Genomic DNA, 15196 nt, shown 5'->3' on the forward strand with positions numbered 1-15196 from the left:
CAAAAAATATAAATCAAACCTTCTCGGTGAATCCCTCGAAAACCCGGCGCTGATGCCGGGCTTCTGCCAGTCCGAGACGGCATCTCCACGTCGCCAAGCGCGTCATTCCGCCGAGCGAAACGGAAGCGCACGAGCCGAGAGTCGAGATCGGGAAGCAATCGATAGACGACCGATCGCGAAACATCGAGCTTGACATTGATCTAACGTTGACGTGAGATAAAAACATCTAACGTTAACGTTAGATAAATACACCCCCCTGTCGCGGAGGAACCCCCATGGCCACTGATGTGATGTTGCATATCAAGGAAGCGTTGGACAGCGAGACCAAGCAGCAGTTGGTTGCCCGGCTTGCCGAGCAGCTGGGTGTCTCGGGAGAAACCCATCATTCCGCAAAGCCCCATCTACTGTTCTTGCCGAGCGATCCCGTGCACGCACCGCCGCACCGCGTCCTCGCGGCGGTGCGCGAGCAGGGCTATCAGGTCCAAATCGTGGATCTATGAGCGGTCGATCGATGAGTCTGAAGATCGGCGCGATCGCGCAACGACTGGGAACGACGGTGCGAACCCTAAGGTTCTACGAAGAGAATGGCCTGGTACATCCCCGCCGGACACCCGGCGGGACTCGGCTCTATACGGAAGACGATGAGGCTCGCTTCGCGGCCCTGCTGACCTTGGCTCGCCTCGGTTTTTCCTTGCAGCAGCTCGCTGAGCTTGCAGATCTGCGAAGGTCGAGCCAGACGGGCGACGAGGCGAGTCGAGCGGTGGCATCGCGACTCAGAAAGATGGATGCCGACTTGGAGGCGCGTGCCCGTGCGATCGAGGAGCGGCGCCAGGACATCGCGCGGGGTTTGGCATTGGTCGAGCGCTGTCACGGCTGTCGACGACGCCCGGTTCGCGATATCTGCGACCCGTGTCCGACGAGTGCCGGCGTGCGGGAGATCGAAGTCTTGCGCATCGTGTGGGACGAAGCGGAACCCTGCTGCCCACCCGCATCCCCCATGAGCGAGAACCCGTAAAAAAACGCGTCCCCGCCCTTAAGGTCCGTCTCAGACGCGCGGTGCAGGAACCCCGGCGACGAGGTCGGCCAGCACCTCGTCCGGGCGATAGCCCTCGATCTCCAGATCGGCGGTCAGCTTGAGCCGATGACGCAGCACCGAAGGGGCCATCGCCTTGACGTCGTCCGGAGTGACGAAGCCGTTTCCGGCCAGGAGCGCATGCCCCCGGGCGGCGCGAACCAGCGCGACGCTGGCGCGCGGTCCGGGCCCGGTCTCGATGCCCTGCCAATCGCGCGCGGCGCGAACCAGCCGCACGGCATAGTCGAGCAGACTCTCGTCCATCCGCAACCGGGCCGCGACCCGCTGCAGATCGAGCAGATCCTCGGGGCCGCAGACCTGTTCGACCTGCGAGGTATCCAGCCGATCGCCGACCTTGCCCTGGGTGGCTGCGCGGACCAGCTCCAATTCATCCTCGGCCTCCGGATAGTCGATGAACGCCTTGAGCAGGAAGCGGTCGAGTTGGGCCTGGGGCAATGGATAGGTGCCCTCCTGCTCGATCGGGTTCTGGGTGGCGAAGACCAGGAAGGGCGAGGGCAACGGCAGCGCCTTGCCCTCGATGGTGACCTGCTGCTCCTGCATCGCCTCCAGCATGGCCGACTGGGTCTTGGCGGGCGCGCGGTTGATCTCGTCGCCCAAGAGCAGGTTGCAAAAGAGAGGACCACGCCGAATCCGAAACTCCTCGCTTTTCAGGTCGAACATGGCGTGACCCGTGACATCGCTCGGCATCAGGTCGGGCGTGAACTGGATGCGCGAGAAGCGTCCACCGAGCGCGGCGGCCAGGGCGCGCACCAGCAGCGTCTTGCCGACCCCGGGCACGCCTTCGAGCAGCACATGCCCGGCGGCGGCCAGGGCGACGATCGACTCGCGCACCACCCGACGCTGACCGACGAGCGCCAGTGCCACCGACGCCTCCAGCCGCGCAAGCCGATCGGCGGCACGTTCCACCTCCTGGGGTGACGCGATCTCGGTTCGATTCATCCAATTCTCCAAAAGTCATCGATAAGCAGTCAGCCGCCAACGACCAGCTTCCAGCCGTTGTTTTGCGAAGATTTTCGCCTTGAGCAGTCGTCCGACAACAGCGTCCCGATGTTCGCAGGTACGAATAAATTCGCACCTACATCAAGCTGGTAGCTGGAGGCTGGTCTCTGACAGCTCGTTCCGCCCTCATCGCCGGTGGCTCGACGGCCGGCTGCGGCCGGGTCCGGCCCGGCGCCAGAGCGATTGGAGCAACCTGGCCTGCTCGACGAATCCGGCGGCATCCTCGGCACGGGTGAACAGGGCACGGCTCACCCGCTCCGCCGGCCAGCCGGTGGACTCGGCGATGGCATCGGCCTGAGCGTTCCGATCTGAGCGCTCCAGATGCGGGTAACGTCTCACCCAGGCGGCAAGGACCCGGCGCCGGCCCGTCTCGACCAGTTGGGCGGCACGGCCCTGGCGCCAGAGGAAATCGCCACTCGCATCCAGGTGTTCGAGCAGATCGCGCTGGCGCGCTCGCGATTCGTTCCGCAACGGCCCCAAGCGAACGCCGAGCGACCAGAGCCACACCAGAATCAGCGTACCGGCCGAGATCACCGCTTGGGGCGCGGCCGACCAGACGAGCTCGCCGAGCCAGGGAACCGCGCTGTCGTAGAGCAACCAGACCTTGCTGCCGGAACTGGAAGCGACGAGCCGCGCCGCGAAGAAGGCGTGATCATGATGGCCGATCTCGGCGTTGGTCATGAAACCGCCATCGCTAAGCACGGTCAGCCGGCCGGCCCCGACCGCGCGCTCGACCAGACGCAGCCGACCGCCCAGCATCAGATCGCCGGACGCCTCGCCCTCCGCAGCCAGATGGTAACGGGGATCGAAGGCCACCATGAGCGGCCTGGGTAGATCCGGTGCCGGAATCTCGAATGCGGACGCCTCCGAACCCTCTTGAAGCCGTTTCTCGTCGGACTCGATCTGGAGCCGGATTCCGAGATCGGCCAGCAGGTCGTCGCGGGGACGCGCATCCTCGTCCCACAGCCGTCTGGCCTCGACGATCAGATGGCCACCCTCCTCCATCCAGTGCCGCAGCGCGTCGCGTCGCGACGCGTTCAGCGGACCGAGACCTCTGACGACGAGGGTGTCGGTCGTGGGCGGTAGATCGCCCAACGGGGCGCGTCCGGTCAGGCTCTCGACCTGGGTCCCGCTCCGACTCAGATAACGCTCAAGCGCCAGCCAGGGATTGCGGCGCGCTTCGGCGGAATAGCCGACCGGAACCTGGATGGCGCGGCGCTCGAAGTTGTCGAAAAACCAGACCACGCCTCCAACGCCGAGCACGAACAGCAATCCATAGAGGACCAGCGAGACAAGGCGTCGCTCTGAGCTCATACCGCCACCTCCTCGGTGGATCTGGACTGCCTCCAGCGACACCAATCGGTCAGCAAGGATTCGATCGTTCCGGGATCGGGCACGACATGGGCATAGGCGAGCCCCCGCCACTCACGCACCAGGTGCGGCAGGGGGCCGAGCTCGGTCGCGGAGAATCGCTTCCGGGCCAGCGCCAGACATTCGAGTTCGGTCGCACCGTCCGGGATGCCGAGCCCTCGGTGGACGAGATGCAGCAGTGCCGCACGGTACAAGAGCCCGAGCGCGCCACGCGCATCGCCCTGGGCCAGATGGGCACGAACCTGGTCCGGGATCGCATCCAGGGACATCCCTTCAGGGATCGATTCGAAGATGCCCACGGGCTCCGGCCCTGGATTTGGCGGCCGAAGAGACGGGCGGCGCCAGTCGCGCAAAACGCGCCGCGCAAGCAGGGCCAGCCCCAGGAGCGCCAAGACCATGAGCCCCCACTTGAGGATGCCACCGACGCGAACCGCGATCGCGGCGATCCAATCCGGGAGCGCCTCGGCGGGCTCGGCACCCTGCTCGGCTCGCTCGATCGGAACCCAGACCCACATCTCGCGCGCCCGACCGAAGTCAGGCATGTCGAGGATCTCTTGGATGTGCTGTCGCGCACGCTCCGGGTCCGACGTGGCGGCCGCCTCCGCCGAACCGGTCGGCAGACCCGCGCCCAAGGCCAGAACGAGCAACAGGACCGGTGCGACTCGCGCCGAGGCGGACCAACGGGATGTGGGCTCGGCCGCCTTGCGAAAGGCCAACTCCAGGTCCCAAGCCTCCAGCTCGGTACGCCGATTCAGATAGAGCATGAAACCGGCACACACGTAAAAGGGCGCGATGCAGGAGAACACCAGAACGTAGGCCAGTGCGCTGATCCAGTAGGCCCATGTCTCCGCGTCCAGCACCGCCGATTGAAGATCGATGCGCGGCAACTCGGACGGCACCAGAAAGAAGAGCCCCAGCAACGCCGCAGCCCAGAGGACGATCTCGAAATGATAGGAGACGAGCGTCAGCCAACTCGGGGTCGCCCCGCCCTCGTTGAGTAGCCGTCGACGCTGGCGCCCGTCGCGTCCTCCGAGCCCTTCGAGCAGAGACACGGGCATGACGAACGAGCGCCTGGGACCGAGCCGCCGCCAGAGCAGAAACGGCAGGATCCGTCGCCCCCATCCGGTTCGCAGCAGACCGGGAAGCTCGGCGCGAGCTGGAACGCGACCGAAGAGCGCGCGACTCGACCAGGCCAGTAGCGGCGCCTCGTAGAGTGGCTTGAGCCACCAGACAGCCAGCAGCCAGATATCCGGACGAAATCCGGTCAGCGGCAACAGGATGATTGCGACGGGCAGCGCTCCGGCGCACCAGAGCCCCCACAGCGGCCAGAACCAGCCCCGCGCGAGCGCGAATCCCAGATCCAACCCCTCCCAGGAACTGCGCGGACGCAAGGCGACCTGGATCCGATCAATCTCCATCGCCCGATTCGGCCTCCATGCGCGGACGTCCACGACCGGCCAGGGTCAGATAGAGCGCCACCAGAATCCAGCCCGCCGCACCGACCGCGTACTTGACGACCGAGGGCGCCGGACCGGATGACCAGAATGCCTCGACCACGGCTGCCAGCAGCAGCATGAGCCCCGCGCCCCCGACCAGCCGGATGGCATCGACCGCGTTGCGCCGAAGCGCGACGAGCCGGGGGCGATTGCCGGGCGCCAGCAGCGCCTTTCCGAGCAGCAATCCGGACGCACCGGAGATGGCGATCGCCGTCAGCTCGTAAGGACCATGACCGCTGACGAAGGGCCAGAAGGTGCCGCCATAGTCCAGTCGGGTGAGATGTCCTGCCGCCGCGCCGATATGCAGCCCATTGAAGAGCAGCACGAAGGCGCTGCCCAAACCGAACATCAGCCCCCCGGCGAAGTTGCGAAAGCCGATGCCGACGTTGTTGAGGATATAGAAACCGAACATGGCGAAATCCGTGTCCGCCTGGCGCTCTTGGGCACGGCCCGGTTTGCGGTTGTCCGGGTCGTACAGGGTCTCGATCTCGGCGACCTGATCCGCGTCCATCAGGGAGAGAATGATCTCCGCGTCCTGGTAGGCCTGCAGCCCCATCGCCAGCATGGGCAGGAAAAGGAGCGCCGCCGCAAGCCAGAAGAGTGCGGCATGACGACGCAAGGTTCGAGGAAAGTCATAGGCCATGAATCCGAGCGCGGCGGTGAGGTAGCGCGTTCTGCGCCGGTAGAGATGACCGTGGCCGCGTCGCACCAGATCGTGCAGCTCCTCGATCAGCCCCGGACTGTAACCGCGCCGACGCGCCAAGGCATAGTGGCTGGAGAGACGTCGAAAGAGCCTGGGAAAGGCGTCGAGCGACACCCGATCGGGCGCGTCGCCCCTCTTTCCTGGCGCGTCGAGCCGTGAGATGAGCGCGCGGTAGTCATCCCATTCGGCCTGGTTCTCGGACTCGAAGGGCTGCTGTCTCATCGTCGATCAGCCCTGTCCGCGCGCCAGCCAACTGGCCCAACCATTCACCTGATCGACCGCTGCCGGACCCCGAGGGCCAGTATCCGCCGTCAGGATCTCGGCCAGCTCGACGCGTCTGGCCGTCGATAGACGCGGACCGCGCTCGACGAAGGAGAGGATCGCCTGCTGAGTCGCCAAATCCAAACCGGGAGGCGGCGGACGGGAGGCGATCTGCGGAATCCCAGCGACCTGCCGACGGCGCTCCCGATGCACCACCAAGGTACCTGCGGCCAGATCGCCGAGACGTCTGAAATCGCGGTCGACGAGACAGGAGACGAGTCCCACGCCATAGAGGACCGGCATGAAGTCCAGGACACGCAGCAGATTGCGGATCATCGAGGCCGGCAGGGCAACCGGGGTTCCATCGTCATGGACGACCGTCAATCCCATCGCCGACTTGCCTGGCGTGGCCCCCTTGGTGATCTCGAACAGGACCGGATAGAACCATTCGAGCAGGAAAAAACCGAGCAGCATGAGACCGAGTCCGACCCCTGCGAAGGCCATGAGCAGCGTCAGGGCCAGGTAGAGCGCACCGCGAACGACCGCGTCCAACAGGAACGCGAGCGCCCTCGGGACGGGACCCGCGACCCGCAATCCCAGATCCACGCCCTCCGGGGTTTCGTTGAAGCGAATGGTATCCAGAGGTGGCGACATGGGAGCCTGACTCGATCGATGAAGGACGGGCGGCGCGGGGTGCTCGCTGAAGATGAAGGATCAACGATAGAGGGTCAACGGAAAGTATTCCGTGATCAGGATCACCGGTCGTCCGTCGATGATGATGCGGTAGGTGCGAAAGACCGCCGCCACGCCCTCGGCCGTTCGGTCCAGCCCGATATCCAGAACCTCCCGATAGCTCTCCAGACCGCTGTCGCGAATCAGGACCCCGATGCCGATTTCGCGGTCGATCAGCCGTTGCCGAAAGCCCGGCGGGATGAGGTCGATACGGATGAGCGAAAAGGCCTCGACATAGTTGCGATCGGTACGGGTACCGCGCAGCCTGGCATCGCGCACCAGACAGAGATCGCCCGTCTGAACCTGAATCCATGGCACCGGCTCGCTGGCCACCTCGAACCGCTGTTCCAGAGTATCCACAGCGATCGACTCCCAGAAATAGGCCTCCAGGGTCTTGGTCACGGTGCCATCGGTGACCAGAAGGGCGCGCAGAAAGGCAGGTAGGTCGCTCAAGGGGACGGAATCCCCAGAAACCGATGTGATCACTGCATCCTGCGAGAAACCGCTGCAGCGAAAGGGCAATTGAGACGGCGCCTGAGCGACGCGTCCGTAGTAACGATGCATCGAAAACTCCTAGATTCCCTCACGACCTCGATCCAGCCGGTAAGGATATGGACTCGGGTGACGAAAAGACGGATAGCGTCGCAGAACAACAGCCGGACAATCGCACTCGATTCGTGCTCGAAAACGCGGGTCGAACAGTGAGTTGCAGGGAGGAATACCCCGACGACCCAAGCGGGCTTGGTGATTTTGCAACTTGTTGGTTCGAGGCATCGATTCTTGTCCTCCACCCCTTCGCCCACCTCGAAGGAAGGGGCGACGGCGCGGATCGACCGGCTGATCATCTCTTTTCCAGAGATGCGACAAAGGAACAAAATTATCTTGTAAGAATATGAATTATATAGATAGCCTTAAAAAGACTTGATGTTTCGCATGGGAGCGATAAATCGTCGAATGCTGCCCGAACGCAAACCGTGGTAAAAAATCTGATTTTGAGCCCATCTGTGGGCTTGATGTTGAATCGAATTTGCCCCAATCTTTGTACCGACCCCAACCCCAGGGCCGCTCCTCTCGCATGAGTCGGAGTACGTCCGCATGAGCACAGGCTCCCGTACGAACTTGGACCATGGCGAATCGCCAGAGCTGGCGGCATTGGTGCGCGTGAGGTTCGGAAATAATCCGCATACTGTGTTATACATTGATGGCCTAACGGCCAAAGACCAGGAGATTTAAGCCGATGAGCAAAACACTGAAGTTCGCATCCCTTTCTGCTGCCGCTATTCTGACCGCTTCCATGTTCGGTGGCTGCACCACCGACCAAACCGCCCGCGACATGGCTCAGCAGGCCCTGGACACCGCAAACAGCGCCCAGTCCTGCTGCAACGCCAACACCGAGCGTCTGGACCGCATGTATCAGAAGATCATGGGCAAGTAAGACCCACTGCCTGATCCACTCCGGTGTCCCACGACCTGTGGGACACCGGAGTCCTCCTTCACCGCCCGCTCGACCGCACCCCAGTCGATTACGACGCCCTCGGCATTCGCCACCGATTCAGGGATGACGTTTCTGGCACTCTGCGTCACACTCTTCTCGCCAGTCTGGACCTCCAGATAGAGGTCGTTGCCGCGCCAACCGATCTTGTAGGGCTGATCGATGATAGCCACGGGCGTATCAAGGTCCACCAGCCCGAACAGTTCCTCGACCCCCTCGGGGTACATGCGGATACAGCCTCCGCTCACCTCCATACCGAGACCCCATGGCATACTGGTTCCATGGATCAGGTAATCGGGATTGCTCAGACGCATGGCATAACGGCCGAGCGGATTGTCCGGTCCAGGCGGAACCTGGGCAGGCAGGATATCGCCGCGCGCGGCATGCATGGCACGCACGTTGGGTCCCGGAGTCCAGGTCGGATCTTTGCGCTTTTGGATGACCTTGAAGTTGCCGAGCGGGGTTCCCATAGCGTCCTTGCCGACGCTGATGGTGTAGATGCGCACCTCGCTGGGATCCTCGGGCGGATAGTAATAGAGGCGCTTCTCGGCCCGATTGATCACGATCCCTTCACGCGGCACGTTCGGCAACACGAAGAAGCTCGGAACCATCACCTCGGTTCCATCGCCGGGGACCCAAATATCGACGCTGGGATTCGCCTGGCGCATGTCATCGAAGCCCAGGTTGTTCTGGCGAGCGATGTCGAGCAGCGTATCCTTATTGCGCGCCTTGAAATAGAAAGGAACCCCGACGACCGAGTCGTTCGGATTCTCGAGCCGGAAGGTTTCGGCCTGGGCGCCGGTACTGCCCCCCCAACCAAGCAGCGATACGCACATCGCCGGCACAAGCCACGCCCGATTGCGTTTGCCATGAACAACAGCTCTCATAACCCCTCTTGCTCCTAAGCGAAGTAAAACGCGATGAAAAAACCGGCCCGATTCTCGCACGTCCGCAATATCGGGATCGCCGCTCACGTGGATGCGGGTAAAACGACGCTTACCGAACGCATCCTTTATTACACCGGCGCCTCTTACAAAATCGGCGAGGTGCATGACGGAGCGGCCCACATGGACTACATGGCCGAGGAGCAGCAGCACGGTATCACCATCACCGCCGCCGTCACCAAGGCCCCTTGGCGCGACCACCAGATCCAGCTGATCGATACCCCAGGACACGTCGATTTCACGATCGAGGTCGAGCGCGCGATGCGCGTGCTGGACGGTTGCGTCATCGTTCTCGACGGGGTGCGCGGGGTCGAGCCACAGACAGAAACGGTGTGGCGGCAACGCTCGCACTTCAAGCTTCCGACCCTTTTCTTCGTCAATAAGATGGATCGACCGGGCGCGGATTTTGACCGAAGTCTCGCCGCCGTCAAGCAACGTCTCGGTGCCGAGCCGGCGCCCGTCACCGTACCGCTGCCGGACGGCGGCGCTGTCATTCATCTGATCGACCGAACGCTGATTCGTTTCACCGGCGAACAGGGCGAGGAGGTCGTCACCGAACCCTGTCCACCAGACTTGTGGGAGCGCTGCGCCGAATTACGGGAGGCGCTTCTACTCGCTGCGGCGGAGGCCGACGAGACCCTGGCCGAGGCGGTTCTATCGGGGATGGAACCCACACCCGAGGCCATCCGCGCGGCGCTGCGCCGTGGCACCCTGGACGGACTGCTCTGCCCCTGCTATGGCGGAAGCGCGCTACGCAACATGGGCGTCCAGCCATTGCTGGACGGCATCATCGATTGTCTTCCCGCACCACTCGACCGACCGCCCGCGTCCGCCGAGGGCCCCGACGGAGAGCAGGAGTCGGTCGAGATGGACCCACAGGGACCGCTCGCCGCGCTGGCATTCAAGGTCCAACTGTGGGACGGACGGCGTCACGTCTTCGTCCGACTCTACCGAGGAACCCTCAACCCGGGAGACGCGCTGGAATTCCGCTCAAGCGACGGCCGAATTCGACGTGAGCAGGTCGCCCGGCTGTTCGAGATCGACGCCGGCAAAAAGACCAAGCTGGATCGGGCCGAGGCCGGTCAGATCGTCCTGCTCGCCGGGCTGCGCTGGGCAACGACCGGCGACACACTCTGCGCGCCCGGGCATCTGTTGATGCTGGAGCGCATCGCACTGCAGGCGCCTGTCCTGGGCCTGGCGATCGAGCCCGCCACCGCAACGGACGAGGAGCGCCTGCTGGAGGTGCTGGGCAAGATCGAGCAGGAGGATCCGACGCTTTTGGTCGAGGAGGATCCGGAGACGGGACAGCGGCTGCTGCGCGGGATGGGCGAGCTGCACCTGCAGATCGTGCTGGAACGCATCGAGCGCGAGTTCGGCATCCAGGTGAGAGCCGGTCGTCCGGCGGTCGCCGTGCGCGAGACCATCCGTCGCACCGCCAGCGCCGATGCGCTCTTCGCCCCGCCGCCGCGCCCGGACGTGCGCCAACCGGATCTCATGGCCCGCGTCGCGGTCGCCCTGACGCCGCGCCCGCGCGGCAGCGGCTGCGAGATCCAGCTCGCCCCGAGGGTCCTGCCGGAGGGGGCGTCACTGAACGAGGCGCAGGTCCAAGCGATCCAAGACGGCATCCAAGGCGCGCTCGCATCGGGTCCGATCAATGGCACTCAGGTCATGGATGTGGCGATTCAGGTGACCGAGGTCGAACTCTTTGGACCCGGATCGACTCCCGAGGCCCTCGTGGCCGCAACCTCGAAGGCCTTGCGCAAGGCCTTCGAGTCGGCGTCGCCAGCCCACATACATCCCATCATGCGTCTGGAGGCGGTGGTTCCGGCGACGAGCCTCGGGACCGTGCTAGGTGACCTGCAGGCTCGCCACGCGCTCATCCAGGACACGGCGGCATTCGGCGATCAGGTGACCATCCAGGCCGAGGTCGCGCTCGAACCGTTGCTCGGATACAGCACCCGCCTGCGCAGCATGACCCAGGGCCGGGGACAGTTCAGCATGCAGTTCGATCGCTTCGATCTCTGCTGAGCCCGTTCCACTCGGCGGAGATCAACTCCCGCCCGGTGCCGGCGAACCCGCTCGGTCCTCGTTCACCACGACCCGGTTGCGCCCCAGGTCCTTGGCACGATAGAGCGCCTGGTCCGCGCGCTCGATCAGACTCTCCACGCTCTCGCCCGACCAGGCCTGAACGACGCCGATCGAGACCGTGACGGCACTGATCACCTCCTGACTGTTCTTGCGCCTGATGCGCACGCCTGCAGCTTTGTGCCGAATGTCTTCGGCGATCGCGCGGGCGGCGCTGATACCCTCGTTGACGATGACGACGAACTCCTCGCCACCGTAGCGCGCGACAAACAGCGTATCGCTCTCGAACCCCTTGAGCAGACTGCCAAACATTTGGAGGATCCGATCGCCCATCGGATGACCATAGGTATCGTTGCAACGCTTGAAGTGATCCAGGTCCAGCAACAGCAGCGAGGTCGGTGCGCCAGGCAGGCTCAGCGACTGGAGTATGGCATCGTTGAAGGCGCGCCGATTGGCGATCTTGGTGAGCGGATCGACACGCGCGCTCTGCTGACTCTCCTCCAATTCGCTGCGGAGTCTCTCGACCTCAAGACTGGCCGATGCGAGCTGTTCCTGGAACGCCTTGTTGCGTTTCTCCAGCTCGACCGTCTCGGCGAGCAACCGACCGAGGACGTCCTGGATCTGTTCCTCGTCGATCGATAGGTCGAGGACCTCCATCGCATCCTTCAGCGTAGTGCCGTAGTCGCGCGCGCCTTCGGCGCTTTTCGAGACCGACTGCGCCAACTGCGCAAGCATACCGACGAGCAGATGCTGGACGTCCGGACTGTTCGGCAGATAGTCCTTGATGATGTGCTCGAAAAAGAGCGACTCGCTTTTTTCTGGGTCGTAGCAGCCGGCACTCGGAAACTGTTCGAGCAACACCTTGCTCAGATCGGGGTTCGCGTTCTGGACATGCACATACCAGAGCGCATAGTTGTAGGGCGTCGGCGGAATCTGGCGCTGCACCATCAAAGGGATGGCCATCCGCAGATAGTCCGAGGACGTGCGCAAATCCTCCCGAAACTCGATTCTCTTGCCAGCCATGAAAGGTCACTCTTGATCGCGCCCCGAAGCGGGACTCATCATCTAGTCGTCGGTCGATTCGTCGCCTCGGCGACCGCCATCATATTCCATGAACGAGCCGACGATACGGGTGTTTGGACACCATCACGCCGGACCGAAGCTCCCAGCAGCCGTCGGGAACTGGCCGAGCGATTGCATCGTTCCTGGATCGGTCCCAATATGGAATCCGAGTCTAAACAGGCTTCAGCCGCCCAAGAATCCCGTATCCGCGCGTCTGTGGAAGCCCCTCCATTCGGGTATGCTTCCACCATCGACAATGTCACTCGCCCGCCCATCATCAGCAGTACCGACCCATGCCCCAGTCCGCCGAACTCATTCGATTGTCCGATCTTCCGCAAAGCACGCCGGCACGTCTGGCCGAAATCCAGGGCGGACGCCATCTGATGCGCCGCCTTCTATCACTGGGCCTGCGACAAGGCAGCCGGTTGAGCGTGGTACAGCGCCGCGGTCAAGGCCTGGTACTGGCGACCGGCGAGGTGCGCATCGCGGTCGGTTCCGGAATCGCCGACAAGCTCTGGGTCACCCTATGCGATCTCGCGGAGGAGGACCCAGGCCCGGATGCCGAAACGGCGACCGACCCCGCGCGGTCCAGCATGGGGCGGTGAGAAACGATGACAGCGCCTAACAATCCACACACTGCCGCCGTCTCGGCACAGCCACCACGCCCACTGACCGTCGCACTGGCCGGCAATCCGAATTGCGGCAAATCCGCGCTCTTCAATGCCCTGACCGGCATCCGCCAGACCACCGGGAACTGGCCGGGCGTCACGGTCGAGCGCAAGGAAGGCGCCATGGAGCTGGATGGGCGCCGAATCAAGGTCATCGACCTGCCTGGCATCTATTCGCTCGATGCCAGCTCGCTCGACGAGGTGGTCACGCGGGATTACCTCCTCAGCCGCGAGGCCGACCTCATCGTCAACGTCCTGGATGCGAACAACCTGGAGCGCAATCTCTACCTGTCCGTCCAACTGTTGGAGATGGGCGTTCCGGTCATCGTCGCCCTCAACATGATGGACGTCGCGCGTAAGCGCGGCGTGCGGATCGACATCGCTCAGCTCGCGCAGGCGATCGGCTGTCCCGTCGTCCCCGTGGTGGCGGTTGCCAAGGAGGGCCTGACCGAGCTCCAGGCACGTCTACTCGCCGTCGCCGAGGGGCGCGAACCGGCCGGACTGCCGCTGGGTCAGAGCGAATTCGTCGAGGAGGCGATCGCGGAGCTCGCACCGAGTCTGAGCGAGATCGCCGATCGGGCCAACAGCCGCTGGCTGGCGCTCAAGCTCCTCGAATCGGACCTTTCGGCCGAACAATCGGTCGCCCCCGAGATACTGGAACGCGCTGAGCAGTTGCGTCATCAGATCACCGTGCGCACTGGAGAGGACGCGGACCTCCACATCGCCGATACCCGCTTCGGCCATGCACACGCTCTGGCGCAACGGGTCATGCGCGAGAGCCACCGGGTTGAGCGCACCCTATCGGACCGCATCGATCGGGTCGTTCTCAATCGCATCTTCGGCATCCCGCTGTTCCTGCTGATGATCTATCTCATGTTCATGTTCACCATGAACATCGGGGGCGCCTTCATCGACTTTTTCGATCTCGCCGGCCGGGCCCTGTTCGTCGACGGACTCGGAGCGCTGCTTGACGACCTGAACGCACCCGACTGGCTGTCCCTGGTGCTGGCCGAGGGCATCGGCGGCGGTCTGCAGGTGGTCGGAACCTTCATCCCCATCATCGCCAGCCTCTACATCGTGCTCTCGATCCTGGAGGACTCGGGCTACATGGCGCGCGCGGCCTTCGTCATGGACCGCTTCATGCGCTCGATCGGGTTGCCGGGCAAGGCGTTCGTGCCCCTGATCGTGGGCTTCGGCTGCAACGTCCCGGCGGTAATGGCGACCCGCACGCTCGAAAGCGAACGCGAACGCAAGCTGACCATCCTCATGAATCCCTTCATGTCCTGCGGAGCCAGACTCCCGGTCTACGCACTGTTCGCGGCGGCCTTTTTCCCGCATTCGGGGCAGAATCTGGTCTTCGTGCTCTATCTGACCGGCATCGCCGTCGCCGTCCTGTCGGGACTGGCGATGAAGCACACCCTGCTCAAGGGCGACAGCTCGGGCCTGCTGATGGAGCTGCCGCCCTATCACCTGCCGACCGTCAAGGGCGTGCTGCTGCGCACCTGGGACCGGGTCAGGCTCTTCCTGCGCGAAGCGGGCAAGGTCATCGTGGTGATGGTGCTCATCCTCAACGTGCTCGCCACCATCGGCAGCGACGGCACGATGGGCAACCATGAAAGCGACCAGTCCGTCCTGGCCGCCATCAGCCGCACCGCGACGCCGGTGTTCGCCCCCATGGGCATCCGCGAGGACAATTGGCCGGCCGTGCTTGGGATCTTCTCCGGCGTTCTCGCCAAGGAGGTCATCGTCGGAACATTGGATTCGCTCTACGGGCGCCTGGCCGAGGAAGAGCATCCGACCGAGACGCAGGAGCCATTCGATCTGTGGCGCGATCTGGGACGCGCGGCCTCCTCGATCCAAGAAAACCTCTCGGCGCTGGGCGCGCGCCTGCTCGACCCGCTCGGACTCGACGTCGGCGATCTGAGCGATCAAGGACTGGCCGCAGAGGAACAGGGCGTCGGCAGCGAAACCTTCAACGCCATGACCGAACGCTTCGACGGACAGGCCGGCGCATTCGCCTATCTGCTGTTCGTGCTGCTCTACTTCCCCTGCGCGGCGACCATCGGGGCCATCGTCCGCGAGGCCGGCGTGCGCTGGGCGCTCTTCGTCGGGGCCTGGACCACCGGGGTCGCCTTCCTCGCGGCCAGCATCTTCTACCAAACGGCGACCTTCGAGCGCGACCCGCTGGGCGCCGGACTCTGGATCGGAGGGGGACTGACACTGCTGGTCGGGGTGCTCGTCGGGCTGCGGTTCTGGGCCATCGGCGCTCGCAAGGCCGACGCTGGCTGAA

At 64.0% G+C, this 15196-nt stretch carries 14 protein-coding genes; 6 read left to right on the top strand and 8 right to left on the bottom strand.

What is annotated here, in order from left to right; genetic code table 11:
* Positions 1–275: 275 nt before the first annotated feature.
* Both ACFSJC_RS04715 and ACFSJC_RS04720 read left to right on the top strand, forming a co-directional pair.
* Positions 276–500, top strand: coding sequence for a hypothetical protein (locus ACFSJC_RS04715; RefSeq protein WP_386023967.1), 225 nt, complete (start codon positions 276–278; stop codon positions 498–500).
* Positions 501–511: 11 nt separating this feature from the next.
* Positions 512–1015: a MerR family transcriptional regulator gene (locus ACFSJC_RS04720; RefSeq protein WP_386023970.1), complete on the top strand. Its 504-nt coding sequence runs from the start codon at positions 512–514 to the stop codon at positions 1013–1015.
* A gap of 30 nt (positions 1016–1045) precedes the next feature.
* Here the strand turns inward: ACFSJC_RS04720 and ACFSJC_RS04725 are convergent, their stop codons facing one another.
* The 6 genes from ACFSJC_RS04725 to ACFSJC_RS04750 form a co-directional block, all read right to left on the bottom strand.
* Positions 1046–2032: an AAA family ATPase gene (locus tag ACFSJC_RS04725; RefSeq protein ID WP_386023973.1), complete on the bottom strand. Its 987-nt coding sequence runs from the start codon at positions 2030–2032 to the stop codon at positions 1046–1048.
* A gap of 186 nt (positions 2033–2218) precedes the next feature.
* The gene (locus ACFSJC_RS04730) at positions 2219–3406 is read right to left on the bottom strand and encodes a DUF4350 domain-containing protein (RefSeq protein WP_386023976.1); all 1188 of its coding nucleotides are present in this window, start codon (positions 3404–3406) and stop codon (positions 2219–2221) included.
* Positions 3403–4881 carry a hypothetical protein gene (locus tag ACFSJC_RS04735; RefSeq protein WP_386023978.1) on the bottom strand — a complete coding sequence of 493 codons (1479 nt, stop codon included), beginning with the start codon at positions 4879–4881 and terminating at the stop codon, positions 3403–3405. The genes ACFSJC_RS04730 and ACFSJC_RS04735 overlap by 4 nt, the downstream gene beginning before the upstream one ends.
* Entirely contained in the window at positions 4871–5884 is a 1014-nt protein-coding gene (locus ACFSJC_RS04740; protein ID WP_386023981.1) for a stage II sporulation protein M, read from the bottom strand. Before ACFSJC_RS04740 ends, ACFSJC_RS04735 begins: the two co-directional genes overlap by 11 nt.
* A 6-nt stretch (positions 5885–5890) precedes the next feature.
* Positions 5891–6577, bottom strand: coding sequence for an RDD family protein (locus ACFSJC_RS04745; RefSeq protein WP_386023983.1), 687 nt, complete (start codon positions 6575–6577; stop codon positions 5891–5893).
* A gap of 60 nt (positions 6578–6637) precedes the next feature.
* On the bottom strand, positions 6638–7219 hold the full coding sequence (locus tag ACFSJC_RS04750) for a chorismate--pyruvate lyase family protein (protein WP_386023985.1): 582 nt from the start codon (positions 7217–7219) through the stop codon (positions 6638–6640).
* Positions 7220–7892: 673 nt separating this feature from the next.
* On the opposite strand from ACFSJC_RS04750, the gene ACFSJC_RS04755 reads away from it, so the two are divergent.
* Positions 7893–8090: an alanine-zipper protein gene (locus tag ACFSJC_RS04755; protein ID WP_386023987.1), complete on the top strand. Its 198-nt coding sequence runs from the start codon at positions 7893–7895 to the stop codon at positions 8088–8090.
* Here the strand turns inward: ACFSJC_RS04755 and ACFSJC_RS04760 are convergent.
* Entirely contained in the window at positions 8069–9034 is a 966-nt protein-coding gene (locus tag ACFSJC_RS04760; protein WP_386023989.1) for a L,D-transpeptidase family protein, read from the bottom strand. The two genes, ACFSJC_RS04755 and ACFSJC_RS04760, sit on opposite strands and share 22 nt — an antisense overlap.
* A 33-nt stretch (positions 9035–9067) precedes the next feature.
* On the opposite strand from ACFSJC_RS04760, the gene ACFSJC_RS04765 reads away from it, so the two are divergent.
* Positions 9068–11119 carry an elongation factor G gene (locus tag ACFSJC_RS04765; protein WP_386023992.1) on the top strand — a complete coding sequence of 684 codons (2052 nt, stop codon included), beginning with the start codon at positions 9068–9070 and terminating at the stop codon, positions 11117–11119.
* Between the two features lie 21 nt (positions 11120–11140).
* Here the strand turns inward: ACFSJC_RS04765 and ACFSJC_RS04770 are convergent, their stop codons facing one another.
* Positions 11141–12199, bottom strand: coding sequence for a GGDEF domain-containing protein (locus ACFSJC_RS04770; protein WP_386023995.1), 1059 nt, complete (start codon positions 12197–12199; stop codon positions 11141–11143).
* Positions 12200–12531: 332 nt separating this feature from the next.
* Between ACFSJC_RS04770 and ACFSJC_RS04775 the strand changes: the two genes are divergently transcribed.
* Together ACFSJC_RS04775 and feoB are read left to right on the top strand one after the other, a co-directional pair.
* The gene (locus tag ACFSJC_RS04775) at positions 12532–12843 is read left to right on the top strand and encodes a FeoA family protein (protein WP_386023998.1); all 312 of its coding nucleotides are present in this window, start codon (positions 12532–12534) and stop codon (positions 12841–12843) included.
* Between the two features lie 6 nt (positions 12844–12849).
* Positions 12850–15195, top strand: coding sequence for a Fe(2+) transporter permease subunit FeoB (gene feoB, locus ACFSJC_RS04780; protein WP_386024001.1), 2346 nt, complete (start codon positions 12850–12852; stop codon positions 15193–15195).
* The last annotated feature ends 1 nt before the right edge of the window (position 15196 follow it).

It is taken from the genome of Thiorhodococcus fuscus (genome assembly GCF_042682685.1).
GTDB classification, from domain to species: domain Bacteria; phylum Pseudomonadota; class Gammaproteobacteria; order Chromatiales; family Chromatiaceae; genus Imhoffiella; species Imhoffiella fuscus.

Bases quoted from the DNA above. Each gene is read 5' to 3' on its own strand.
- ACFSJC_RS04715 (WP_386023967.1), top strand. From the start codon at position 276: ATGGCCACTGATGTGATGTTGCATATCAAGGAAGCGTTGGACAGCGAG.
- ACFSJC_RS04725 (WP_386023973.1), bottom strand. From the start codon at position 2,032: ATGAATCGAACCGAGATCGCGTCACCCCAGGAGGTGGAACGTGCCGCC.
- ACFSJC_RS04775 (WP_386023998.1), top strand. From the start codon at position 12,532: ATGCCCCAGTCCGCCGAACTCATTCGATTGTCCGATCTTCCGCAAAGC.
- ACFSJC_RS04765 (WP_386023992.1), top strand. From the start codon at position 9,068: ATGAAAAAACCGGCCCGATTCTCGCACGTCCGCAATATCGGGATCGCC.
- ACFSJC_RS04770 (WP_386023995.1), bottom strand. From the start codon at position 12,199: ATGGCTGGCAAGAGAATCGAGTTTCGGGAGGATTTGCGCACGTCCTCG.
- ACFSJC_RS04730 (WP_386023976.1), bottom strand. From the start codon at position 3,406: ATGAGCTCAGAGCGACGCCTTGTCTCGCTGGTCCTCTATGGATTGCTG.
- ACFSJC_RS04755 (WP_386023987.1), top strand. From the start codon at position 7,893: ATGAGCAAAACACTGAAGTTCGCATCCCTTTCTGCTGCCGCTATTCTG.
- feoB (WP_386024001.1), top strand. From the start codon at position 12,850: ATGACAGCGCCTAACAATCCACACACTGCCGCCGTCTCGGCACAGCCA.
- ACFSJC_RS04750 (WP_386023985.1), bottom strand. From the start codon at position 7,219: ATGCATCGTTACTACGGACGCGTCGCTCAGGCGCCGTCTCAATTGCCC.
- ACFSJC_RS04760 (WP_386023989.1), bottom strand. From the start codon at position 9,034: ATGAGAGCTGTTGTTCATGGCAAACGCAATCGGGCGTGGCTTGTGCCG.
- ACFSJC_RS04740 (WP_386023981.1), bottom strand. From the start codon at position 5,884: ATGAGACAGCAGCCCTTCGAGTCCGAGAACCAGGCCGAATGGGATGAC.
- ACFSJC_RS04735 (WP_386023978.1), bottom strand. From the start codon at position 4,881: ATGGAGATTGATCGGATCCAGGTCGCCTTGCGTCCGCGCAGTTCCTGG.
- ACFSJC_RS04720 (WP_386023970.1), top strand. From the start codon at position 512: ATGAGTCTGAAGATCGGCGCGATCGCGCAACGACTGGGAACGACGGTG.
- ACFSJC_RS04745 (WP_386023983.1), bottom strand. From the start codon at position 6,577: ATGTCGCCACCTCTGGATACCATTCGCTTCAACGAAACCCCGGAGGGC.